This window comes from Ensifer sp. 22521 (assembly GCF_052044795.1).
Lineage (GTDB): Bacteria > Pseudomonadota > Alphaproteobacteria > Rhizobiales > Rhizobiaceae > Ensifer.
Genome location: NZ_JBQENM010000033.1, coordinates 35,439 through 58,147, shown reverse-complemented (window position 1 = coordinate 58,147; position 22,709 = coordinate 35,439). Strand labels below are relative to the sequence as shown.

The window sequence follows — 22,709 nt, the reverse complement described above, 5'->3', positions numbered from 1 at the left end:
GGGGAGATCAGAGCTGTATGCGTATCATCCTGAACATGACCCAGGTTCTTACCTGGATTTCCCGTGGGAGTCGATCGGAGGAGTTCTAAATGGTTAATTGTCGAAGGCCGACAGAGGCTGCGCGGAAACGTAATCAATGTCGATCTTCCAAGCTACCGGCGCTACCTCGGCGTTCCGCTAACGATCCGCACCCGTGCGAACCGAAACTTGACCTTCACCTTTGCCGCCTGGATGGCGTCGTGGAGCCGCCCACTCATGAAGAGCCCGCTTTCAAGCTTGCGCTCGTGCCAGAGGTCAGCCCCCTCGAAAGCCGCCGCTGTCAACGCAACATCGCCGTCCTCGAGATCATACGTTGCCCACAGGTCGTAACCGTCCCGCTCCACCGTCCGGCGGGGAAATAACCTGCTGCGGGTTTCGCTCGGCACGAAGCTGTCTTTCACCGCGCCAAAATTGAGCAGGTAGAAAGGACCCGGAAGCCGGGTCGTCTTGTCGGCCTCATAAATGGGAAATTCAAGCAATCCTCCCTTGCCGAGGTCGAACTCTTTCAACACGTCGGCAAGGCTCCCCTTCACCGCATAGAAGGGACCGGCACAGAACAGATCGCCCACCCGCTTCCAGTTGTTTTCGGCAAATACATACATAGCCTCGGGAAAATCCGTCCGCTCGAGTGTCTCGCCGCGATTATGACGCAAGTGCGCCTCAAGCACGTTCTGCGGCTTAACACCGAGCTGAAAGGTCGGAGGTGCCCAATCCTCGCCATAGAACTTTTCGCGGATGCCTTGCCTGTTGCCGATCGAGTAATCGCTCATCACGCTGCTGACCCAGACGGTATCGGACATGCGCGCTCCCATTCCGTGCCGCGAAGCACTTCCGTGACAGAATCGTCGGAATTCTGCACTGAAAGGTTGAAGGAAGAGTTAGTCAGGCAACCCGTTATTGTTCGCAACTCCCGCCGAAACCATGGCATTGTCGGTCGCCATGTCTCCCTTTGGCGCTTTCCGCACGAAGCACGATGACGGCCCACACGCAACGCTGCCACTAGCGCCATCAAGGTCAGCGGCATTACCGGAAGTTTGGCTGGAATTTCTGTTCTAATTCAGATGCGTAAGCCGTTTTTGGTGGTCTTTGCTACCTAATGCCGGGTATTTCGGCATCCACCAGCCCTGCACCGCGCCATCGGTCAGCACGGTCGATGCGACCACCAGCTTTCCGTTCTTAACGCCGGCGCTGACGATATCGGGCAGAAGATCGACCCATCCTTCCGGCGCGATGTCTGGTTGGCCCTTCTCGGTCATCGACGTGATCGTCGGGACCGTATCGCCCTGTATGATTTCGGCGTTGCAACCGTAACCTTCGTTCAGGATGAATTTGTCCAGGCTGGCGAGCACTTCGGCGCTCTGCCAGTTCATGCTGGCGATCGTGACGTCACCGCAATCCGCAGCCTGCGCAGCATTGCCGAAGGTCAACATGGCTGCTGCAAGGCATGTCGAGGCAAAAAGTTCTTTCATGGCACTTCCTCCCTATGGGCGATGTTGAAGTTTAAGCCCGTCGACGCCACCGCGTACCTCAGCGGGCCGCCGGCGGCTCCGGTATCCTCCTCAGAACCCGAAGCCGCCGTTTCCTGCTAGCTTGGCAGATACTCCGCACTCCAGGTTTCGCTGATCGTGCCGGAGGCGATCAGCCGGTCGATCTCGGCGTCGGTGTAGTTCAGGGACCGGAGAACGGCGCGCGTGGAGGCTCCGTACTTCTCCGCCGGGGCGATGGCCGTGACCTTGCCAACAGCCGGACGGATGGCGAAGGGATCGAGCTGTGTGACTGTGTGCCCGCTCGGATGGTTCGGGAAGATCGAGAAGGAATAGCTGCCTCGGTCGATCCCCGGCGTACCGTCGGCAATGCGGGCACTGCGGCTGCGGATCGTTTCGATGTTCTTGCAAAGCGACACGCCGATATCGGCTTCCCGCAGCCGCTGCTGCCAGGTTTCCGCGGGTGCGGTCATAAAGGCCTCCGCGAGATAGGCCTCGCGATCGGATGCCGCCATCCCGACAATGCCCCCCAGACCTTCAACCTTGCCGAAGCGCGGAAGGTCGGCTTCCGAGGCGCACAAAAGAAGGTGATCTCCGGATGCCGTTTCGTAGAGCCGCGACAGGGCATGATATCCCTTGGTCTCGCGGCCGGACGGCTCATCGAAGGGGCCACGCCCGGCATAATCGTAGCAGAACGGTATCTGTGCGAGGCCGGTTAGCGCCGACAGCGAGGTGCGCGGGCGGCCGACGATCCCGGTTCGGGATTTCTGGTAGAGGGCCGCGGCAATGCCGAGCGCCGCGCCGAAGCCACACATGACATCGATGGTGCCGACATGGGCGTGTTCCTCCGGCGTTTCCATCGAGCCGCCGAAGCGCAGCATGATGCCAGTTGCCGATTGCACGAGATCGTCATAGCCGAGATAGTCGGTGCGCGGGCCGGTGCGCGGGCCGCCGAAGCAATCGAGCTGGCAGAAGATCGCTTGGCGGTTGAGCGCCCTCAGGCTTTCGGCATCGAGCCCCATCGCCTTGACCTGACGGTCGGTGGCATTCCAGACGACGACATCGACGGAGCGCACCAGTTCTTCGAAGACGACGCGGCCATCGGGCGAACCTATGTTCAGCAACACGGACTGCTTTCCGCGCATGTGCGACATGCCGAAGATCACGGTGTTCCAGCAGTCATAAAGCGGCTTGGCCGGGTCGATCTTGATCACCTCCGCACCGAAGCGGGCAAGATAGGCGACCGAATGTGGACCGGCGATCACGTTGCAGAGATCGAGAACTTTTACGCCGTCCAGCCAGCCGCCGGGGGCGTCGGCCGTCGGCGCCGGCAAGGACGGCCGCTCTATACCGGAAAGCATCGCCAGCGCGTCCTTAAAGGTCCCCCAACGCCGCGGGTGCGGCGTTAACATGGCTTCCGCGCTCTCTTGCAGCCACGCCATCGGCCCCGGCTGGATCATGCGGCCGAGGGTCGGATCGTCCACCTCGATCATGAGGCCGGCAGCCTTGGCGTGATCGTCGGCGATCCATTCCTTTAGCCAGCGCTGTGGCGCACCCGGAAACAGCCCTTCCCCGAAGACGCGTTCCCATTCGGCCGCCGTCTTCCTCAGGAAGACCTCCTTCATGCGGGCCGCGATCTTGTCGGCCCAGAATTTCGGGAGCGGATAGACGCCAAGCGAAACGTCCGACGACCACTGCGAGACCGGAAGATAGGTGTCTTCCTCCTCGCGCAGTCCCTCGGAAACCAGCTCATCGTAGAGGCCGAGGGCTTGCAGGCAGCGCTTCGCATGGTTCTTGTGGCTGGGGCAGACGACGTAGAACATCCGCCCGTCGGCGCACATATAGCTGCGATAGAAGGGATCGAGGAACTCCTGGAGGTCGTCATAGGACATATCCATCGGCAGACCCTCGCCGCGCCGGCGCTCGATCTCCCGCTCGCGCTGGGTCTGGTAACGCAGCGGATAATCGTTGATCAGGATCGAATTGTAGGAGAGGCCCTCCATGACGGCACTTGCCAGCGGCACTTCAATGTGGTCACCGTGCCCGGTGCGCTCGCGCGCCTGAAGCGCCAACACCGTTGCGGACGCCGCAAGCATTGTGCCGTAGGCGGAAGAGAGCGGCAGCGGCGAGAAAGACGGGTTAATGCCCATCAGCACGCGATTGAGGCCCATATCCGTGAAGACGCCGGAGGACGCCGCAATTACCGCCTCGAAGGCCCTCCAGTCACGGCGAAGCTGATCGTTGGAGGCAAAGCCGGGGATCGACAGGGTGATCAGCTCCGGCCGCGCCTTGCGGAGCGCCGCAAAATTGATTCCGAGCCGGGCGAGCACGCCGGGGCGGAAATTCTCAACGACAATATCGGCCTCGGCGACCAGCGCTTTTGCCTCATCCACCCCCTCTTCCGACTTGAGATCGAGGGTGACGATCAGCTTGTTGCGATTGAGGATGGCGTTGGCGGGATTGTCCCAGAGCGGACCGCCGGGCGGATCGACATGCACGACGGTCGCGCCAAGATCACCAAGAATCATGGCCACGGCCGGGCCGGCAATATATTGCCCGAAATCAACCACCCGAACGCCGGAAAGCGGAAGCGCGGAACGCGCGATCGATGTCATTGCTCTTATCTCCCCAAGAGTTTTCTATGCGCGCCGATCGGCGACGATCCAGCCGGCCGCCTTTTCGGCGATCATCAGCGTCGGCGCGTTGGTGTTACCACTGGTGATCTTCGGCATGATACCCGCATCAACGACGCGCAGGCCCTCAATGCCCCGCACCCTGAGACGGCTATCCACCACTGCCATCGGATCGTCATCGTGGCCCATCTTCGTCGTCCCGACGGGATGAAAGATGGTGTTGGCGATATCGCCCGCCAACCTGGCCAGTTCCTCGTCGCTCTGGAACTGCAAGCCGGGCTTCCATTCCTCAGGCTGGTATTTGGCCAATGCCGGCTGCGACACGATCCTGCGCACTTGCCGCAAGCTCTCGGCAGCGATGCGGCGGTCCTCTTCCGTGCTCAGATAGTTCGGCGCAATCGCCGGGGCGTCGACGGCCTTATCGGAGCGAATGCGCACGCTTCCGACGCTGGTCGGGTTGAGATTGCACACACTCGCGGTGAAGGCGGGTACGTTGTGCAACGGTTCTCCGAAGGAGTCGAGGCTCAGCGGCTGGACGTGATATTCAAGATTAGCGTGCGCCTGGCTGTCGTCCGACCGGGTGAAAGCGCCGAGCTGCGAGGGCGACATGCTCATGGGGCCGCTGCGTTTCAGCACGTATTCGAGCCCGATCATCGCCTTGCCGAACAGGCTGTTGGCGAGCGTGTTCAGCGTCTTGGCATTGCCGACCTTGAAGACCGCGCGAATCTGCAGATGGTCCTGAAGATTTTCCCCGACGCCCGGCAGGTCGTGGGCGACCTCGACACCATGGCGCTTCAGGAGAGAGCCCGGCCCGATGCCCGACAATTGCAGGATCTGCGGCGAGCCGATGGCGCCGGCCGACAGGATGACCTCCCTGCGCGCTCTGACCTCTGCCCTTTGCCCCTGCCGCTGGACAACGATGCCGGCACAACGCTTGCGGCCGGACGCCTCGGCTTCAAGGATCAGCCGTTCGACATGGGCCTGAGTCCAGACCGTCAGGTTCGGGCGGCTTTTCGCCGGGCGCAGGAAAGCCTTCGACGTGTTCCAGCGCCAGCCGGATCGCTGGTTGACTTCGAAATAGCCGACGCCCTCATTGTCGCCTCTGTTGAAATCATCGGAGCGCGGAAAACCGGCCTCGACGGCGGCCTCGGCGAAGGATTCGAGGATGTCCCATTTGAGCCGCTGCTTTTCTATTCGCCATTCGCCACCGTGGCCGTGCATGTCGGAGAAGCGGCTGTTGCCGCCGGTCTTCGGATCCGCTCCGTTGTCCAGCCGGTAATGATCCTCATGCGCCTTGAAATCGGGCAGGCAATTCTGCCAGGACCAGGCGTTATCGCCGATCGTCGCCGCCCAGCCGTCGAAGTCGCGCGCCTGGCCACGCATATAGATCATGCCGTTGATCGAGGAGCAGCCGCCGAGCGTCTTGCCGCGCGGATAGCGCAGCGACCGGCCGTTCAATCCGGCATCCGGTTCGGTCTTGTACAGCCAGTCGGTGCGCGGGTTGCCGATGCAATAGAGATAGCCGACCGGGATGTGAATCCAGTGATAGTCGTCCTTTCGGCCAGCTTCTAGCAGCAGCACGCGCATCGCTGGATCGCGGCTGAGGCGATTGGCGAGCAGACAGCCTGCGGAGCCTCCACCGACGATGATATAGTCAAAACTATCGGCGGCGCGGTAAGAAGCGCGGCTGGTCATCGGCTTGCCCGCCTGCTGCGATGCAACACCGCACAATCATAAGCTTCGACGATTCGCCGTAGCATTTTAGCCTCCTCCTCATCTCTATTTTCAGGAATAGCGGAGGAGCGGCCCGGAAATCCAATGACAAATGACGCAAGGCATTATAAGTAAAGTTAATATGCTTCAGTCAATCGACCTGAGAAAATTGAAGGCATTCGTCACCGTCGCGCGCGAGGGCAACGTCACGCGCGCCGCGGAGCAACTGCACGTCACCCAACCTGCCGTCACACTGCAATTGAAGCGCCTTGCCGCCGACACCGGGCTCACCTTGTTCCGCAGAACCTCCACGGGGCTGGAACTGACGCAGGAAGGAGCCCTGCTGGCAGCCAAGGCGGAGCAGGTGCTGACGGCATTGACAGATTTTGGCCAGACGGCCGGACATTTGGCGACGCGCGTGCGGGGGAAACTACGGATCGGCACGATCATCGACCCGGAGTTCACCCGGTTGGGGGCGTTTCTGAAGGCGCTGATCGAAAGCGGGCCGGGTATAGAAACCACACTACGTCACGGCATGAGCGGCGACGTGCCGGAGGGGCTGAGGCGAAATGAACTCGATGCCGGTTTCTATCTCGGCGACCCAAGAGATTATGATCCTTCCGCCGAGATAACCGGAGAAAGCGCCGCACCGCTTTTTCATGCCCGCGAGCTCGCGCAATTAACCTATCGCGTCGTCGCTCCACCATCGCTCGCCGGTTTCGTGCGCGGCGCGGATTGGTCACAGCTCGCATCGCTTCCTTGGATTGGCACACCGCAGGCCTCGGTCCACAATCGATTGCTTTCGCGCCTATTTGCCGATTTAGGCGTCCGGCAAAATATAGTCGCCCAAGTGGATCAGGAGACGTCCATGGTTGCCATGGTACGGACAGGGGTGGGATTGAGCCTTTGCCGAGAGGCGATTGCCCTTCATGAACAACAGGCACACGGCCTTGTCATCGCTGAGAATGTTAAAATCTCCACGACGCTGAGTTTCCTCTGCTTGGAGGCTCGTATCGGCGATCCCTCTATAATGGCTGCTTTCGATGCAATAAGCCGGGTTTGGATATAGTCGGGGCGGTCTGTGTGAAGGCAGTGGTTCGCCGAGACATGGTTTTGAGGGAGGCCTGCGTTACGACAACGCGTTGCCCGATAGCGCTTGTCTACCGTGAAAGACGCAAATTGCCCGTGCGACGCCAGCAAAAAGAGAAGCCATTGCGAGGTTTATCGCTTCAGTCGGCCTTGGTCGGTCGGGGGCTTAGCCCAGTTGAGAAAGCCGAGCGCAATTGTTTGCAAAAGGCCAGTTCGCAGGATCGCGGCAGCTATTCAGCTAGCCGCGAGTTCGTTTTTGCGCCGATTAAGCCGAGAAGCGACGCACCGTATATGCGACGCACCAACACCACAGCAGCCACCGATGATCGAGGCTCCGCTCTCCGCCCAAACGCAGGCAAAGCTCGAATATCGCTCAGCTGAGAGATCATCTCGAACGGAATGCAACGTTTCGTTTGCCGCTCCCTCTTCATCGGAAGCGAATGCATTCGCATAAACACCTATATCAAGGGAAACGCCCAAATCGCCAAAGATCCCCGAGGCCTCCTCGACCGCTGCCTGCATAACTTCGGGACGGCTGCAATTGAAGAGGAGTGCCTGAGCTCCCGACCCAGCAACCCATCGCGCAGCATCGGCCACGCTTTCCCCGGAACGCAGGGCTGCCGGGTTTGGTTCTGTGCCTGGCCCGTCGTCAAGCGTGAAGGAAATCCAGAACGGTTTACCGGTGCTCGCTATCGCCTGCTGCACTGCCTCGGCTTCGGCCATGAGGCTCAGGGTTTCACCTAGCCACAGATCAACGTAGGGCGCGAGTTCTTCCACCAATAGGCCAAGATAGTCCTGCACCCGCTCCGGTCTGAAGAGTTGCGGTTCGTATGAACCGAAGATCGGCGGCAGAGATCCGGCGACGAGCACTTTGCGATCTCCAGCACTATCGGCTGCTATACGCGCAAGACTTCCAGCAAGAGCAATCAGCCTGCGGCCCTCGGCCCGAAATCTCTCCTCGCCGATATGAAACGGCACCAATGCGTAACTGTTGGTGGTGATGACATCGGCGCCCGCGGCGATGAACTCCTCATGCACGCGCCTGACGACCTCCGGAGCCTCCATCAGCGCCAGCGCCGACCATTCCGGCTGCCTGAGGTCCGCTCCAAGCCGGACAAGTTCACGGCTCAAGCCGCCGTCGAGAATTCTAATGGGTTTCATGGCTTATACCTTTTTTGCCCGGCTCATCGCTTGATCATCGAAGACAATGCGAACGCTGTGAGGGTGTCTCGAACGCCCGGAAGTGCTGATATTTCCTGCCAGATTTCGCGAATGCGGTCGGTGGCGTTCGCCTCGACTCGCACGACGAGGTCGAACTCGCCGCTCATGACGTCGCAGGACACCACCTCTGGCAGTCGCTTGAGCGCGTGGATGACGTCACCGCCCCGCATGCGGTCGTGGCGATACACGAACATCATCGCGGTGACGGCTGCACTGGGCGGCCTCCCCTCGCCAGCGACGATCGTGTATCCCTGAATAAGGCCATCGCGCTCCAGCCGCTCAATCCGCTGGCGCACGGCGTTGCGCGAGAGATTGACGACCTCCGCCAACTCGGCGTGTGGGATTCGGGCATTTCTGGTCAGCTCGGTTAGAATGCGCTCATCCGATCGGTCGAGAATACGCTTCATGGCTGCATCTCCTCGATACATGCCTTGGCGGAGCGCAAGGTCCTGAGTGTGGCCGCTTCGAGATCCGTAAGCCTGCGATCTTGTGCAAGTTCGGTAGCAGCGGCCGCCATCACGAACGCCGGTAGGGCTTGCCGTTCTGGTTCGCTCAAGCGACGGATCGCTTCATATCCAGCAAGTAAGGGCTGGACGAGCCTTTTCTCCAGAGTTCCGTCAGCCCGCGCCGTCCAACGCATCAAAACCTGACCGAGTTCGGCGATCAGAATGTCGTCGTGGCGTAAGCGGAAATTAATGACACCACTTACCGCTCCGTCGAGGAAGAAGACATTGTCCCGGTTGAGGGCTCCGTGCACCGGACCTTTCGGGAGGCCTGAGCGCCCTTCGTCAAAGGAACGCCTCAGGGTCTGGTGGATGCGCGCGACGCAGCCCCCTAGCGCCCGGCTCTTCTCAGGGGTGATCTCATTCGGTCGCGCCCCCGGCACGAAGCCGACAACCGCAACGAGCTTTCCCGACACGGTGACCGTCGCTGCGCCCGCATCGGTTCGGAACGTCGTCGGACAGGGTACGCCTGCGGCAGAAAGGGTTTCCATCGTGCGAAAAGCACGCTCGAGATCGAAGGGATCGGCGCCGCTTTCGAACAAAGTGACAATGAAGTCGCCGCGCTCTGAGCGGAAGAGAAAGGTCGTCTCGGCATCGCCGTCGGCAATGCCGATGACCGAGGTCAGACGTCCCAAGCGGTAAACCATGGCGACTTGGCTACAGTCGGTCTCCGACAGATCCGTGAAAACAGCCATTCTTCCGCTCCCTTCAGTGTTGCCCCGGTTCAAAGATCTCGAGAGCTTTCACGCCAAAAATCGCGTCGATCTGGGCTGCAGACAGGTCGCTCTCGCGCTCGACCACCTCGCGCAGCGATATCCGTTCCGCAAGGGCTGTACGGGCAAGGGATGCGGCCTTGGCATATCCGACCAATGGATTGAGGGCTGCCGCATGGACAAGCGAAGAGTCGTGAAGCGACCGGCAACGCTCTGCATCGGCTTCGATCCCTTCAATGCATCGGATACGCAGCGCCTCCATGCCTCTCGTCAGAAGCCGAATGGATTGGAGGATGTTGAGCACGATGACCGGCTCCATCGCGTTCAGCTGGAGTTGCCCGGCACTGGCTGCAAGTGTGACCACCAGGTCATTGCCGATCACCTGGAAGCCGATCTGGTTCAGCATTTCGAGGATCACCGGATTAACCTTGCCCGGCATGATCGACGAGCCGGCCTGCATGGCTGGAAGCCGGATTTCGCCGAAACCAGCGCGCGGGCCGCTCGACAGGAGGCGTAGGTCGTTGCAGATCTTCGAAAGCTTCACCGACATGCGCTTGAGCGCGCCCGAGATCGAAACGAAGGCGCCGGTATCGGACGTCGCCTCGACGAGGTTGCGCGCGGGTCGAAGGGTAACGCCAGAGATGCGAGATAGATGTGCGCAGGCGGCCACGGAGAACTCGGCGGGCGCGTTGACGCCGGTACCGATCGCAGTGCCACCCAGATTGACTTCGCGCATTAGCTCGGCGGCGCCGAGATAGTGTGCGACGTCTTCCTCCAGCGTCTCTGCGAAGGCTTCAAACTCCTGCCCAAGGAACATCGGGACGGCATCCTGGAGCTGCGTCCTGCCAACCTTCAGGATGTCTGCGAAGGTCTCCCCCTTGCATCGAAACGAGGCGACCAATGCCGAAAGAGCCGAGATCAATTTCTCACCTTCCCGCAGCACGGTCAGCCGAATCGCGGTCGGGTAAACGTCGTTGGTCGACTGGGAGAGATTCACGTGATCATTTGGGTTGATCGCATCGTAGCTGCCTGGCAGGCGCCCCAGGTCCTGCAACGCAAGATTGGCGACTACCTCGTTGACGTTCATGTTGGTCGAGGTCCCCGCCCCGCCCTGCATCATGTCGACCGGAAAATGCGGCGCGAGGATTTCGCCGACAATCAGCCTGCTGGAGGCCCGTTCAATCGCCTGTGCGACGGAAGGAGAGAGAAGCCCCAGTTCAAGATTGGTTGTGGCGGCAGCCTGCTTCACCATTCCCAAGGATTGCACGAACTCAGGAAAATCCTGGAGCCTGATCCCGGAGACGTCGAAGTTCTCCGTTGCACGCAGTGTATGAATACCGATCAGGGCGTCTGCCGGAAGCGCCCGGGGTCCGAGTAGATCAGTTTCGACGCGTGGCTTTGACATGATTTCCTCCGCAGTCCGGGTCAGGCGGTAATAGCTTGGTCGAGGTCGGCAATAAGATCGTCGGTCGCTTCCAGACCGACCGATAGCCGGAACACTCCATCCCCTGCAAAGCGCCGGTAATCAGCAAGCTGCTCCCCTGTGAGCCCGTAGGTCGACTTCATCATCTCCTGCGTGTCGAGCAACACTACGATCGAGCGCTGATGGCCGAGCGAGAAGGCATAATGGGCAACCTTGAGACGCTCCGCGAGTTTCTGGGCCATCGTCGCGGGATCTTTCACCTGGAAGGTCACTACACCACCGAACAGATCCATCTGGCGCTTTGCCAAGTCATGTTGCGGGTGGGAGGTCAGGCCGGGATAGGCCACAGCCGCCACAGCCGGATGGCCTTGCAGGAACGTCGCGATCTTCGCCGCGGAGTCTGAGATCGCTCGCATGCGGGGAAACAGCGTGTCGATGCCACGCATGATGAGCCAGGCATTCATGGCCGGCATCGATGCGCCGAGATATACGCCGGCGCGTGAGCGAATTCTCTCCACCAAGTCCTTGCGTCCGCAAACGACCCCGCCCAACGCATCACCGTGCCCGTTGATAAACTTTGTCAGGGAATGGATGACGAGATCAGCTCCGAGTGCCAGCGGCTGCGTGGCCACGGGAGTGGCCAGCGTTGAATCGACCGACATCAGAGCACCGTGCTTTCGCGCAAGGCCGGCGATGACGGCAAGATCGGTCAGGCGTAGGATCGGATTGCACGGACTTTCGCAATGGACGAGCCTGGTATTGGGCTGGAGGGCGGCGGCAACGTCCTCCGGGCGCGACATGTTCACCGGCGTCACCTCAATCCCATAGTCGGGCAATATGCGCCGGGCGAGTTCGTTGGCACCGGCATAGCAAACGTCGCTAACAATCAGGTGGTCGCCCTTCTTCAAGAAGGTGAGGAACGTAGCACCGATTGCAGCAACGCCCGTAGCCGTGGCCATTGCATCGTCGGCAGCTTCAAGTGCGGCGAGGCGCTGCTCCAGTTGCCGCACTGTCGGATTGGTCCAACGCGCATAGAGGAACGGCAGAGCCGTCAGATCGTCGATGCCGTCGGCGGAAAAAGCGCCGTCGCCCGGTACCAACACATTGTTGACGGACATGGAGAGGTTCGGGGCGATCGCCTTCGTCGAGGGATCGATGACGAGCCCGCCGCTCAGAGCGAGGGTTTCGCGACTGAGACCCATCGTTGCGCCGGGCATGCGCATCTTCGCGTCTGGCTCGCGCTCCAAACAGGCTGGGTGTCTCGTTGCCATCTCAGTATCCTCCTGGGCACTCAGTCCCTGACTAGGGAAGGTGGCGTCGTTTCGCCGCGCATCCCGGTGCTGCGTAAAACGGTCTAGTCGCGAGATCGGCGGATCAGACCAAAAGACCGGCGTGCCGCAGGGCATGATCGATTTCCGCCTCCACAGCGGGGGTCACCGTCACGAGGGGCATGCGTACCTCCCGGGGCAGGCGACCCTGACGCCAGAGGGCGTATTTTGGTCCCGCCGGGTTGGTTTCCAGGAAAAGCGCGCGGTGCAGCGGCATCAGGCGATCCTGAATTTCGAGCGCGCGACGGAAATCACCCGCAAGGCATGCGGACTGGAACTCCGCACAAAGTCGCGGTGCGACGTTAGCGGTCACGGATATGCAACCATGGCCACCATGCGCCATGTAGCCAATGGCAGTGCCGTCCTCGCCGGACAACAAATTGAAATCGCGACCGCAGGCCATCCGTTCCAGAGACGGACGCAGCAAATTGGCGGTAGCATCCTTGACGCCGATCACGTTGCGGCAATCCCGTGCCAGACGGGCAAGGGTGTCCACGGCGACGTCGATGACGCTGCGCGGTGGTATGTTGTAAACGATCATCGGGATGGAGACCGCGGCATCGATGGCGCGGAAGTGCTGATAAAGCCCTTCCTGCGTCGGCTTGTTATAGTAGGGCGCGACGATAAGCAGCGCATCGGCGCCTGCCGCCTGCGCGTGCCTTGAAAAATCGATCGCTTCCTCAGTGCTGTTGGATCCGGCGCCCGCGATCACCGGAATCCGTCCCCTTGCGATCTCGACAGTCAGTTCAACCAGGCGCTTGTGCTCGGCGTGCGAAAGGGTCGGGCTCTCTCCGGTCGTTCCGCAGGGGACGAGACCGTGGGTGCCTTCGGCAATCTGCCACTCGACGAGCGATCGGAAGGCCTCTTCATCAACCTTCCCGTCTTGAAACGGCGTGACAAGCGCCGTGATCGATCCTTTAAACATCGCGATCTCCGTTTAACTTCGACCGGCGACGTCAGCGCCGTATCGGCACCTGCATCTCGACGATGCGGAAGGCGCGCGTGATGATGAGGGTGAGGCAGACATAAAAGACGGTGACGACGACCAAAGGCTCGTAGACGAGCAGCGTGTCCTGCCTGATCTTGTAGGCGACGGCATAGAGATCCATCACGGTGACGGTGAAGGCGAGTGGCGTCGCCTTCAGCTGGAGCACAACCTCGCCGGTGATTGTCGGCAGCGCGATACGGATCGCCCGCGGCAGCCATATGCGCCGCAAAAGCGTCCATCGCGTCATGCCGAAGGCGCGCCCGGCTTCCAGCTCGCCCTTCGGAACGGCGAGCAGCGCACCGCGCAGTACCTCCGCCTCGTAGGCCGCGTAATTCAGCGTGAAGCTGACGGCCGCGAAGAAGAAGCCCTCGCGCACGATCGGCCAAAGGAAGCTTGAGCGCAGCCCGGGGATCATAGGCAGCAAAGACCCGACGCCATAGTAGAGCAGCCACAATTGGATGAGCAGGGGCGTACCACGCAAGCACGTGCAGTAGGCTTTTGCGCACCATCGCAGCCAACGGAGACCGCTCACCTGCGCAAGCGCAAGGCCGATCGCCAGAACGAAGCCGAAAGTGACCGAAATGAAGAGCAGAAGTATCGTCTGCAACGCACCTGCGGCGATGAGCGGCCAGTAATTGGAGACCCACGAGAAATCCATTGTGCGTCTCCTCAGGCTGCTCTTGCCTGCCCGCGCCGGAAATGGGTCTCCAGGCTAGCGAACACGACATTGGAGGCGACCGTGATCGCCAGATAGATTGCGGCAGCGGCAAGGAAGAACAGGAAATAATGTTTGGTGTTTCCAGCGGCGAGACGTGTCGCAAGCGCCAGTTCCTGGTAGCCGACAACGGCGATCAACGCACTGTCCTTGGTCACCGACATCCAGAGATTGGCCATGCCGGGTATCGCATTCGGCATTAGCGCCGGCAGAACAATTCGGCGGAAGCGCAGCCAGGGTCGCATGCCGAAGGCGCTGGCGGCTTCGACCTGGCCCGCGGGAATGGCAAGGATTGCACCGCGCAGCACCTCGGTCATGTAGGCGCCCTGCACGACCCCGAGCACAACAACGGCGGCGAGGAAGCCGTTGATCTCGATTGGCGGGAAGCCGAGTGCGGAAAGCAGCCTGTTGATGCCATCCGTCCCGGCATAATAGAGGCCAATGATCAGGATCAGTTCCGGGATAGCGCGCACGGCCGTCGTATAAAGATCAAGCAACGTGGCGACGGCACGGCTGCCCTTGAGTTTGCCGGCCGCAGCCGCGAGCCCGATCAATATGCCGACCAGGTACGCTCCGAGCGAAATCATAACGGTCGAGGCCGCGCCCGAAAGCAGTACCCCGCCCCATCCTGGTGGGTTGGGCGAAAGCAGTTCGAAAATGGATAAGCTTGTCTGCATGAGTACAACAGCTCCGCGGCGTGCGAGCAGGATCATTACGGCTCGAACGCTTTGTCGTTGAGAGGGTGCAATCGGCGGAGATAGAGCGGGTCGCCTTGACGTCCGCTACGTCGGCTATTCGCCGTAGGGATCGAAGTTGAAATACTTCTTGGAAATCTCTGCGTATTTTCCGTTAGCTCGAATGGCTGCGATGGCGGCGTTCAACCTGGCGAGCAGCTCGACATCTTCTTTGCGCAATCCGCCGCCGATCCCCTGCCCCAGAACATCCGGGTCATCCTGGACATTACCCTTGTCCTCGCAACAATCCTTGCCAAAATCCGATCCCAGGAATGTCATCAGCGGGATCGAGTCGCCGAACACGTAGTCCACGCGGCCGACTGACAGGTCCTGGAAAGCCTCATCCAGCGTGGCATAAGTCTTCTCGTCGGCCACGCTCGCAAAGTGCTTCTTGTAGTATTCGGTCTGGACCGTGGATACCTGGATGGCAATCGTTTTGCCGGCGACGTCATTGGCGGTGGTACCGCTTATGCCGTCTTGTGCACCGATCAGTTTGCTTGGTGTGTTGTAGTACTTATTGGTGAAGGCGATTGTTTTCTTGCGTTCATCCGTGATCGACATGGAAGACCAGATGACGTCGAATTTCTTTGACTGAAGACCGGGAATAAGCCCATCCCAAGACATGTCAACGACCGAGCAGCTTTCCTTCATTTCGGCACAGATCGCATCCATCAGATCGATTTCCCAGCCGATCCATTTGCCCGACGCGTCCTTGGTAAAGAACGGCGGGTAGGCTTCGTTCATGATGCCAAAGCGCACTTCCGCACTCGCGCCGGCACCCGAGGCGAGAAGAGCTGCTCCGGCAATCAGGTAAATTGCGGTCTTCATGTCAGTTCCCTTTCGTTTTTGATTGGTGCACGCCCACACTCAATGGCGTGACGAGCTCGTGAATTCGCGACACCGGGCGCTGATGGGAGCGCCAAAGATTTGCTCCGGTTTGCCCTCTTCCTCGACGCGGCCTTGATGCAGGAACATCACGTGGCTTGAGACGTCGCGGGCGAACTTCATCTCATGCGTTACGAGCAGCATCGTGCGGCCCTCTTCCGCGAGATCTCGGATGACCTTGAGCACTTCCCCAACCAGTTCGGGATCAAGAGCCGAGGTCGGTTCGTCAAACAGCATCACCGACGGATCCACGCAAAGTGCCCGCGCTATTGATGCGCGCTGCTGCTGGCCACCTGACATGAAGGCGGGGTAGACGTGGCGTTTTTCGTAGAGCCCAACTTTATGCAGCAGCGCTTCAGCTTTCTCGGTCGCCTGCCTGCGGCTCATCCCGAGCACGTGGACTGGCGCTTCGATGACATTCTCAAGGACAGTCATGTGTGCCCAAAGATTGAAGCTCTGGAAAACCATGCCTAGACCGGTCCGGATGCGCTCTATTTGTCGCCAGTTGGCAGGATGTACGCGACCGGCCGGTCCAGCCTTCATTAGAACTTCCTCACCGTTGATGACGAAACGGCCGCTGTCCGGGAGCTCGAGAAAGTTGATGCAGCGAAGGAAAGTGCTCTTGCCGGATCCTGACGACCCGATCAGCGAGATGACATCCCCCTTGCCCGCGGCAAGTGATACGCCTTTCAACACTTCGTGGGTGCCGTAACTCTTGTGTACGTCGTCGACGCGCAGTGCGCCTGAAATGCTTGTTGTCATTGGTTCCCCACTTTTTCGTGGCTTATTTTGTCGCAATTTAGCAATCGCTTGCGCGGCTTTGCCGCGCAATCGTAATGTACCTCGACTGTTTTCCGCGAAAACCCTCAATGAATCGCGGCTTTTCCGCGTCACTGCCCGTTGATGCAGATCACTTTGGGTTGGGTCATGTCCTCGTAGGCAAAGCGCACGCCTTCGCGTCCCATGCTGCCGTGCTTGAAACCTCCGAACGGCATGGCGTCAAACCGATAATCGGAGGAATCGTTGATCATGACTCCACCGGCCTCGATGCCGGCTGCAGCCTCCAGCGCAACGGCGAGGTTGTTGGTGAAGACGCCGGCATGCAGGCTGTAGTCCGGTTCGTTCGCCAGTCGGATCGCGTCCGCAAGCGTCTGAAAGCGCTCGAGGATCGCAACTGGTGCGAAAACCTCCTCCTTCCAGAGACAATTGTCGCGCGGGACGCCTTCAAGCACGGTTGGGTGATAGATGGCGCCTTCGCGGCGATGGCCGCAGAGTAGCTTTGCGCCAGCAGATAGAGCTCTTTCCACGGCCTTTTCGGTGCGTTCGGCCGCAGCGGCGGAAATCATGGGGCCGACATCTGTACCTTCAAGGCGCGGGTCTCCGGCACGAAGGCTGCTGGTGCCAACGACAAATGCCTGGCGGAACTTTTCGTAGCAGGCGGCTTGAACGAGAATGCGTTGCGTGCCGATGCAGTTCTGGCCGGCCGCCCAATAGGCGCCCGAGATGCAGCCATCCACCGCCTTTTGAATGTCGCTGTCCGCCATGACGATTACCGGAGCATTGCCGCCAAGGTCCATGGCGAGCTTCTTCAGACCGGCCGTCCGCGTGATTGCCATGCCGGTCGCAAAACCACCGGTGAACGACACCATGCGGATATCGCGGGCTGAGACAATGGCGCGCCCGAGATCCGCGCCGCCGACAGCGACAGTGACGATTTCTTCCGGCAGGCCCGCTTCAATCAACGTCCCAACCAGCTTGAGAGCGGAAAGCGGCGCGAGCTCCGACGGCTTCAAAAAGACCGAATTGCCGCCCGCGATTGCCGGGCCAAGCTTGTGCGCAACCAGGTTCAACGGATCATTGTAAGGGGTGATGGCAGCAATGATCCCAAGCGGTTCGCGTGTGAACCACCCTTGGCGCGCCTCCGAGCCCGCGTAGGCGTCGAAAGGAATAATCTCGCCGGCGTTGCGCTTGGCTTCCTCCGCAGAGAGCTTCAACGTGTTCACGCAACGCGATGCTTCCTTGCGGGCCTGCGTGATCGTTTTGCCCGCTTCGCAGACGATCGTGCGAGCGAAATCCTCGAGGCGCTCCAAGACGAGCCGCGCTGCTCCTTCCAGAATGGCGGCCCGGCGATGCCTAGGGAGCGCTCGCGACACCGCCGCCCCCCGCTTGGCACGCTCAAGAAGGGTGCCAACGTCATCGGACGTGCTGGCTCTTACGCTTCCGACAACCATGCCGTCATAAGGATTGAAAACGTCGATCACTTCCGTAGTCGGGGCAACTTGAAGCTTGACGTTTGTCATTCCGCGGCCTCCTTGATCGAACCAGCCGACGCTGAGCGGTGGATAGCAATGATATCGGAGAGAAGAGCATAAGCGGTCTCGACCCGGCCAGCTCCCGGACCCGTTACCGTCACTGAACCGAGCATCTCAGTGGTGAAGGATACCGCGTTTATAGCGCCACTCACTCCCGCGAGCGGGTGCTCGAGCGGCAGACGGCGCGGCACGACAGATGCCTCGATGCTACCGTTCTCGAGACGCGCTGCCGAACCGATCAGCTTCCAGCGGTATCCCTCTTTGGCGGCTGTCTCGACGTCCATGGTGGTGAGCGCCGAAATTCCTTCACAAGAGACGTCCGCCGGTTTGAGCACCGCGCCCAGCAGTTCATTCGCCAGGATGACCACCTTCAGCCGCACGTCGTGACCTTCAACATCAGCGGTCGGATCGGCCTCGGCGTAACCAAGCGCCTGCGCCTCTTTAACCGCCTGGGAAAAGCCGAGCCCAGCCTCCATGCGACCGAGGACGAAGTTTGAGGTGCCGTTGAGAATGCCTTCAAATCCACTGAGGCCAGCGCCAGCAAGTGCGTTCTTCGCCAAACGTATGACGGGTGTTCCGCTCATGACGGCACCTTCATACTCGAAATGAGCATGGTTACGACCAGCCAGCGCCTTGAGGTCGGCGGCTGCCAGCGCCACCGGACCCTTATTGGTGGTTACAACATGCTTGCTACTCTCGAGCGCCCAGCGGCAATGGGAAACGGCCGGTTCTCCGTTATGCGGGTTCGTGAATGTGGCCTCGACAACAATGTCAGCAGGCGCCTGCCGGATGACCTTTTCGTTGTCAGCTTCCGCAGACCCACCGGAAAGCCTGGCGAAGCCGCCTTTCTCGAAATTGGTCTCGACGAGCATTCGTGCATCAATGCCGTTTCGCGAGACGACGGAGCCAAGGTTGAGATCGGTCACTGCGACAATGTTGAGCCGGAAGCCGAGTTCCGATTGCCAGAGGTCGTTTCGCTCGGCCACGAGCTGCGCGAGAGCGCGGTTGACTCCACCGAATCCGATAAGAGCTATGTTGTACTGTACCATGTCGGTTCCTCATCCTGGGCGATGAGAAGAGCATGCCGGCCGCCAAACGCAGCAGGAAGGTTCCGAAATGGCCAAAGATCTGGCCGCTTTGACAAGTCTACGCGACAACTGCGCAAATGTGGCAAAAAGCGTGATAGTGCAGAGGCGGCCAAGGACTGCCTAGGATGAGAGAATGGAACCGATTGACGATTTCGACCGCAGGATTTTGAGCATCATTCAGGTTGACTGCCAGATGAAGGCGGAGGCCATCGGCGACTTGGTGGGTTTGTCCGCATCAGCCGTGCAACGTCGCCTGAAACGGATGCGGGACTTAAACATCATTACCGCCGAGATTGCCATCATCGACCGCAAAGTCGCCGGCAACCCCATGACTTTCATCGCCGGAATGGAGATCGAACGCGAGAACTACGACGCCCTGTCGAAGTTTCGCGTCTGGCTTGCCAAACAGGAACATATTCAACAGGTCTACTATGTGACCGGTGCAGTGGACTTGATCGCGATCATCACGGCTCGGGACGTCGGCCAATATGACGAGATCACGGCCAACTTGATGTCAGAAAACCCGCAAATCAAGCGCATTCACACCAATGTCGTGCTAAAAGATATCAAGCTCGGGATGTTCGTGCCGGTCGCAAGCTAGTCCAAGCGCTCCCGCGGCTACAAGGAGACCGCAGAATCGCGACTCGCGGCACCTTCCAGTCGATACATTATGCGATCTTATTGGCCCAAAAAGTGAACATACGCGCAACAAGCCGTCCATGACGCTCGTAAAGTACGGCTCCGTTCTGCTCAGGCGGACGTCGCTCACATCTTAAGTGAAATGCATCATGCCAATCGGCAGGGGCAGCTTCCGGCAGTATGCAACACTTCGGCCGGCCTCCTGCCGGCCCGGTGTCGATGCCGCGTCACGCCGCCCTCAGCCCATGCGCTCTGACGCGTAGGAGCCCGGAGATGCAGGAAACACCACGGTCTTGTTGCCGTCGATGAACACACGTCCGTGGATGTGGGCGTGGATCGCACGCGCGAGCACCTGGCTTTCGACGTCGCGCCCGAGACTCACGTAATCCTCGCCGCTCTGCGCATGGGTGACCCGAACGATGTCCTGTTCGATGATCGGCCCCTCGTCCAGATCCGCCGTGACGTAGTGCGACGTCGCGCCGTTAGCTTCACACCCCGCTCGTAGGCCTGCTTGTAGGGATTGGCGCCCTTAAAGCTTGGCAGGAAGGAGTGATGGATGTTGATGATACGGCCGGACATCTTGCGGCACATTTCGTCGGACAGAACCTGCATGTAACGCGCCAGCACGATGAGCTCCGCACCGGAATCCTCCACTATCTGCATCTGAGTTGCCTCGGCCTCCGGCTTGTTCTCCTTGGTGACCTTGATGCAGTGGAACGGGATATCGTGGTTCACGACGACCCGTTGATAGTCCACGTGGTTCGAGATGACCCCGACGATGTCGATCGGCAGCGCGCCGATCCGCCAGCGATAGAGAAGATCGTTCAGGCAGTGGCCAAAGCGGCTCACCATCAGGATGACCTTCTTCTTCTTCTTCTCATCGAAGAACTCGGCGTTCGCCTCGTATTTCTCCGCGATCGGCTTGAAGCCTTCACGAAGCTGCTCAAGGGTGCGCCCCTCTTCCGGCTGGAAGCTGACGCGCATGAAGTAGCGGTCGGTGTCAGCGTCATCGAACTGGGCGCTGTCGGAAATGTTGCAACCATTCTGCGAGAGATAGGTGGCAATGGCTGCCGGCCTCGAGCGTGCAATCCCAGCAGCCGGCGTTTAAACAGACCGGCCGGACTTCGACGCCATGGTCGCGCGCGTCTCGCACGATCTGAGCCGGGGCGTGGAAGCCCATCGGCTGGGCGTTGAGGAGAGCCGCGCACGAGACATCCGGATGCCAACATTTCAGCCAGGAAGAGGCGTATGCAATCAGTGCGAAGGAGGCCGCATGGCTTTGAGGCAAACCGTAGCTTCCGAAGCCTTGGTACAATCAGCGCGAGGTCCGCTGGACATCCGATATTAGCCAGAAAGGGCGCTTGATTTCGACGAGTTGGCGTCGGGGATCGCCGGCTTTCGCTCTGTCGCGAATGATCGCAACCAAATCTGCCTTAACGGTTGCATCCGACAAGAAGTAGCTATGGCCGATGAAGCCACCGCGACCGGAAAACTCGATGAAATCGACCAACCCTCCCATATGAGACCCTGCCCATTTGGACGCCGCCTCGCTCCTGTCCTTGGGGAGCCTGCCGATAGAGAGCTGCCCCAGCCGCAAGGCGCTGCCGAAGAGAAGCGTTGACGCCCTCAGCGCTTCGTCCCTCTGAGACGAATAAACCGTGAGATGCATAGCGCCCTGAGACGGCAACATACCTGCACTTGATTTGCTGCCGAAGGCCAGGTCTGGGTCTGATACCCAGGCGAACAACTTGGAAGAAGCCACATCGAGGTCAATATCGGGAGCGAAAAACACCGCGTTCACGATCTTGTAGCGCTGCCAAAGCGAGGACCCGCTGACATAGGCTTCAATGGCGAGTTGCTGGATCACACTCGCGAGCACATCGGTTCCGCGGCTATGCGCCAAGAGGTGAAGCCGCTCGACACCCTTCGTCTCGGCGATGATGCGAACGGCTTTCTTGAAGTCCGCAACAGCAAACTCGCTCGACTCGCGGTCAATGTTGTAGCCAAAGAACGAGCCGCCGGAGCCCCCGGCAGGCCATGTCAGAACAATGCAGACAAATTGGTTTTGCAGCGATCTGCAAATCTCGCCGGTGGCGAGCACGGCGTCGTCGAAGCTGTTGTTGTATCCGTGAATAAAGACGACGACTTCCTTACGTCTGGCTGTTGCGAGACGCCGAGCGACTTCGGCCTGCAGCGATGCGACAGCCTGTTCATGGGCCGCGACTGCCTCCGGTGTTCGGCGTAGCCCGTTAGCCGTCGCCACGACGCCGTAAGGTGTTGCCGGAAACCGTCCGGTCTCGGAAACTGCGCCGACACGCAGCTCACTTTTGCTGGTAGGAGAGTTACGTTTTGAGGTGATCGACACCGATCCGAAGCTCAAGAATATGGCTCGCTCGGCACCGTACGACAACGTGTTGCCGGAAGCGATCACGGGTGCTCGGTCCGTAATGTAGAGGAGGTTGGAGGTCCCGGAGCTTCGTTGGGATCGAACGGCCTGCGTGCTTTGCAGCGCCGGTGATGCGGTGACGGGAAGCGTTGCAACCTCGGCACGCTGCGTGGCACAGCCGACAAGGCAGACAAGCATGAGGAACCCTGCCATTGCCCGACAAAAATTCATCTAGAGACCGGCCTTGTCCAGTCCGTAAGCCTTGTCGGCGGAACCAGGAACGGCGCGGGCCGCAATACTCATGCGGTTCCAGGCATAGACAGCTATGATCCGGAACGTGAGATCGGAAATCTCTTTCTCGGACAGTTCATTCCTCACCCTTTCATAGATTTCGTCGGGAACACCGCCGTCCGGCAGCTTCGTTAGCGCTTCCGTCCGGGCAAGCGCGGCCCGCCCACGCGGCGAGAACAACGTGGACTCACGCCAGGCCGCGATATGGAAGAGCCGCAGGGGCCGCTCGCCGTGGATGATCGCTTCCTTGGCAAATGCCCGCATGTCGACGAGGATCAGGGTCTCCTCGATCGAGCCCTTCTTGATCTCGTTGCCGAGCGCCATCATGGCTTTGACCATACCGGGCGAAAGCTGGGAGTAATTGAACCGTTGGGTCATGGTGCTCCATCCTTCTGCCGAATGCTGTCGACGGACACCTTCGCCTTCGAGGTGGTCGCCACTATTGTGCCGGAAGTGCATCCAATCCGGCAGATATACATCCGTTTATGCGCCGGCCGACAAAAGGTCCGCGCCCAGTCCACAGGG

General features: G+C 60.1%; 20 protein-coding genes and 3 pseudogenes. 2 read left to right on the top strand and 21 right to left on the bottom strand.

Annotated elements, in window-relative coordinates; genetic code table 11:
• Positions 1–161: 161 nt before the first annotated feature.
• From ACTJKE_RS32005 to ACTJKE_RS31990, 4 genes and pseudogenes are all read right to left on the bottom strand, one after another.
• Positions 162–839 carry a hypothetical protein gene (locus ACTJKE_RS32005; protein WP_440693480.1) on the bottom strand — a complete coding sequence of 226 codons (678 nt, stop codon included), beginning with the start codon at positions 837–839 and terminating at the stop codon, positions 162–164.
• A gap of 297 nt (positions 840–1,136) precedes the next feature.
• Positions 1,137–1,508, bottom strand: a pseudogene (locus ACTJKE_RS32000) (glycine betaine ABC transporter substrate-binding protein); the annotation flags it as partial.
• Between the two features lie 116 nt (positions 1,509–1,624).
• Positions 1,625–4,138: a CoA transferase gene (locus ACTJKE_RS31995; RefSeq protein WP_440693478.1), complete on the bottom strand. Its 2,514-nt coding sequence runs from the start codon at positions 4,136–4,138 to the stop codon at positions 1,625–1,627.
• A gap of 24 nt (positions 4,139–4,162) precedes the next feature.
• Positions 4,163–5,851: a GMC family oxidoreductase gene (locus ACTJKE_RS31990; protein WP_440693476.1), complete on the bottom strand. Its 1,689-nt coding sequence runs from the start codon at positions 5,849–5,851 to the stop codon at positions 4,163–4,165.
• Positions 5,852–5,981: 130 nt separating this feature from the next.
• On the opposite strand from ACTJKE_RS31990, the gene ACTJKE_RS31985 reads away from it, so the two are divergent.
• A complete protein-coding gene (locus ACTJKE_RS31985; protein ID WP_440693474.1) occupies positions 5,982–6,938 on the top strand; it encodes a LysR family transcriptional regulator in 957 nt (318 codons plus the stop codon).
• Between the two features lie 254 nt (positions 6,939–7,192).
• Here the strand turns inward: ACTJKE_RS31985 and ACTJKE_RS31980 are convergent, their stop codons facing one another.
• The 12 genes from ACTJKE_RS31980 to ACTJKE_RS31925 form a co-directional block, all read right to left on the bottom strand.
• Positions 7,193–8,119 (bottom strand): homocysteine S-methyltransferase family protein, encoded by a 927-nt coding sequence (locus tag ACTJKE_RS31980; protein WP_058328391.1) that lies wholly within the window; start codon positions 8,117–8,119, stop codon positions 7,193–7,195.
• A gap of 23 nt (positions 8,120–8,142) precedes the next feature.
• On the bottom strand, positions 8,143–8,586 hold the full coding sequence (locus ACTJKE_RS31975; protein ID WP_058328392.1) for an Lrp/AsnC family transcriptional regulator: 444 nt from the start codon (positions 8,584–8,586) through the stop codon (positions 8,143–8,145).
• Positions 8,583–9,377, bottom strand: coding sequence for a phosphotransferase (locus ACTJKE_RS31970; RefSeq protein ID WP_440661640.1), 795 nt, complete (start codon positions 9,375–9,377; stop codon positions 8,583–8,585). The genes ACTJKE_RS31975 and ACTJKE_RS31970 overlap by 4 nt, the downstream gene beginning before the upstream one ends.
• A 13-nt stretch (positions 9,378–9,390) precedes the next feature.
• The gene (locus tag ACTJKE_RS31965; protein WP_440693472.1) at positions 9,391–10,800 is read right to left on the bottom strand and encodes an aspartate ammonia-lyase; all 1,410 of its coding nucleotides are present in this window, start codon (positions 10,798–10,800) and stop codon (positions 9,391–9,393) included.
• A gap of 20 nt (positions 10,801–10,820) precedes the next feature.
• On the bottom strand, positions 10,821–12,041 hold the full coding sequence (locus ACTJKE_RS31960; protein WP_440661638.1) for a trans-sulfuration enzyme family protein: 1,221 nt from the start codon (positions 12,039–12,041) through the stop codon (positions 10,821–10,823).
• Positions 12,042–12,192: 151 nt separating this feature from the next.
• On the bottom strand, positions 12,193–13,071 hold the full coding sequence (dapA, locus tag ACTJKE_RS31955; RefSeq protein WP_058328395.1) for a 4-hydroxy-tetrahydrodipicolinate synthase: 879 nt from the start codon (positions 13,069–13,071) through the stop codon (positions 12,193–12,195).
• Between the two features lie 31 nt (positions 13,072–13,102).
• Positions 13,103–13,792 (bottom strand): ABC transporter permease, encoded by a 690-nt coding sequence (locus tag ACTJKE_RS31950; protein WP_058328396.1) that lies wholly within the window; start codon positions 13,790–13,792, stop codon positions 13,103–13,105.
• Between the two features lie 11 nt (positions 13,793–13,803).
• Complete coding sequence (locus ACTJKE_RS31945; RefSeq protein WP_440661635.1) at positions 13,804–14,526, bottom strand: ABC transporter permease; 723 nt, start codon at positions 14,524–14,526, stop codon at positions 13,804–13,806.
• A gap of 114 nt (positions 14,527–14,640) precedes the next feature.
• Entirely contained in the window at positions 14,641–15,411 is a 771-nt protein-coding gene (locus ACTJKE_RS31940; RefSeq protein WP_058328397.1) for a transporter substrate-binding domain-containing protein, read from the bottom strand.
• Between the two features lie 39 nt (positions 15,412–15,450).
• The gene (locus ACTJKE_RS31935; RefSeq protein WP_058328398.1) at positions 15,451–16,230 is read right to left on the bottom strand and encodes an ABC transporter ATP-binding protein; all 780 of its coding nucleotides are present in this window, start codon (positions 16,228–16,230) and stop codon (positions 15,451–15,453) included.
• Between the two features lie 128 nt (positions 16,231–16,358).
• Positions 16,359–17,768 (bottom strand): aldehyde dehydrogenase family protein, encoded by a 1,410-nt coding sequence (locus ACTJKE_RS31930; protein ID WP_440661633.1) that lies wholly within the window; start codon positions 17,766–17,768, stop codon positions 16,359–16,361.
• Positions 17,765–18,829: a homoserine dehydrogenase gene (locus tag ACTJKE_RS31925; protein WP_058328400.1), complete on the bottom strand. Its 1,065-nt coding sequence runs from the start codon at positions 18,827–18,829 to the stop codon at positions 17,765–17,767. Before ACTJKE_RS31925 ends, ACTJKE_RS31930 begins: the two co-directional genes overlap by 4 nt.
• A 172-nt stretch (positions 18,830–19,001) precedes the next feature.
• On the opposite strand from ACTJKE_RS31925, the gene ACTJKE_RS31920 reads away from it, so the two are divergent.
• Positions 19,002–19,469 (top strand): Lrp/AsnC family transcriptional regulator, encoded by a 468-nt coding sequence (locus ACTJKE_RS31920; protein WP_058328401.1) that lies wholly within the window; start codon positions 19,002–19,004, stop codon positions 19,467–19,469.
• A gap of 276 nt (positions 19,470–19,745) precedes the next feature.
• Here the strand turns inward: ACTJKE_RS31920 and ACTJKE_RS31915 are convergent, their stop codons facing one another.
• From ACTJKE_RS31915 to ACTJKE_RS31895, 5 genes and pseudogenes are all read right to left on the bottom strand, one after another.
• On the bottom strand, positions 19,746–19,889 hold the full coding sequence (locus ACTJKE_RS31915) for a hypothetical protein (RefSeq protein ID WP_440661647.1): 144 nt from the start codon (positions 19,887–19,889) through the stop codon (positions 19,746–19,748).
• A 12-nt stretch (positions 19,890–19,901) separates the two neighbouring features.
• A pseudogene (locus ACTJKE_RS31910) lies at positions 19,902–20,539 on the bottom strand (formyltetrahydrofolate deformylase); the annotation flags it as partial.
• Between the two features lie 43 nt (positions 20,540–20,582).
• Positions 20,583–20,816: pseudogene (locus tag ACTJKE_RS31905) on the bottom strand (OB-fold nucleic acid binding domain-containing protein); the annotation flags it as partial.
• Positions 20,817–20,822: 6 nt separating this feature from the next.
• The gene (locus ACTJKE_RS31900) at positions 20,823–22,124 is read right to left on the bottom strand and encodes an alpha/beta hydrolase (RefSeq protein WP_440661631.1); all 1,302 of its coding nucleotides are present in this window, start codon (positions 22,122–22,124) and stop codon (positions 20,823–20,825) included.
• Positions 22,125–22,562: a carboxymuconolactone decarboxylase family protein gene (locus ACTJKE_RS31895; protein ID WP_058328403.1), complete on the bottom strand. Its 438-nt coding sequence runs from the start codon at positions 22,560–22,562 to the stop codon at positions 22,125–22,127.
• Positions 22,563–22,709: the final 147 nt, after the last annotated feature.

Coding starts and splice junctions, on each gene's coding strand:
- ACTJKE_RS31995 (WP_440693478.1), bottom strand. CDS start 4,138: ATGACATCGATCGCGCGTTCCGCGCTTCCGCTTTCCGGCGTTCGGGTG.
- ACTJKE_RS32005 (WP_440693480.1), bottom strand. CDS start 839: ATGTCCGATACCGTCTGGGTCAGCAGCGTGATGAGCGATTACTCGATC.
- ACTJKE_RS31985 (WP_440693474.1), top strand. CDS start 5,982: ATGACGCAAGGCATTATAAGTAAAGTTAATATGCTTCAGTCAATCGAC.
- ACTJKE_RS31940 (WP_058328397.1), bottom strand. CDS start 15,411: ATGAAGACCGCAATTTACCTGATTGCCGGAGCAGCTCTTCTCGCCTCG.
- ACTJKE_RS31945 (WP_440661635.1), bottom strand. CDS start 14,526: ATGCAGACAAGCTTATCCATTTTCGAACTGCTTTCGCCCAACCCACCA.
- ACTJKE_RS31970 (WP_440661640.1), bottom strand. CDS start 9,377: ATGGCTGTTTTCACGGATCTGTCGGAGACCGACTGTAGCCAAGTCGCC.
- ACTJKE_RS31975 (WP_058328392.1), bottom strand. CDS start 8,586: ATGAAGCGTATTCTCGACCGATCGGATGAGCGCATTCTAACCGAGCTG.
- ACTJKE_RS31920 (WP_058328401.1), top strand. CDS start 19,002: ATGGAACCGATTGACGATTTCGACCGCAGGATTTTGAGCATCATTCAG.
- dapA (WP_058328395.1), bottom strand. CDS start 13,071: ATGTTTAAAGGATCGATCACGGCGCTTGTCACGCCGTTTCAAGACGGG.
- ACTJKE_RS31965 (WP_440693472.1), bottom strand. CDS start 10,800: ATGTCAAAGCCACGCGTCGAAACTGATCTACTCGGACCCCGGGCGCTT.
- ACTJKE_RS31980 (WP_058328391.1), bottom strand. CDS start 8,119: ATGAAACCCATTAGAATTCTCGACGGCGGCTTGAGCCGTGAACTTGTC.
- ACTJKE_RS31895 (WP_058328403.1), bottom strand. CDS start 22,562: ATGACCCAACGGTTCAATTACTCCCAGCTTTCGCCCGGTATGGTCAAA.
- ACTJKE_RS31950 (WP_058328396.1), bottom strand. CDS start 13,792: ATGGATTTCTCGTGGGTCTCCAATTACTGGCCGCTCATCGCCGCAGGT.
- ACTJKE_RS31930 (WP_440661633.1), bottom strand. CDS start 17,768: ATGACAAACGTCAAGCTTCAAGTTGCCCCGACTACGGAAGTGATCGAC.
- ACTJKE_RS31925 (WP_058328400.1), bottom strand. CDS start 18,829: ATGGTACAGTACAACATAGCTCTTATCGGATTCGGTGGAGTCAACCGC.
- ACTJKE_RS31900 (WP_440661631.1), bottom strand. CDS start 22,124: ATGAATTTTTGTCGGGCAATGGCAGGGTTCCTCATGCTTGTCTGCCTT.
- ACTJKE_RS31990 (WP_440693476.1), bottom strand. CDS start 5,851: ATGACCAGCCGCGCTTCTTACCGCGCCGCCGATAGTTTTGACTATATC.
- ACTJKE_RS31960 (WP_440661638.1), bottom strand. CDS start 12,041: ATGCGCATGCCCGGCGCAACGATGGGTCTCAGTCGCGAAACCCTCGCT.
- ACTJKE_RS31935 (WP_058328398.1), bottom strand. CDS start 16,230: ATGACAACAAGCATTTCAGGCGCACTGCGCGTCGACGACGTACACAAG.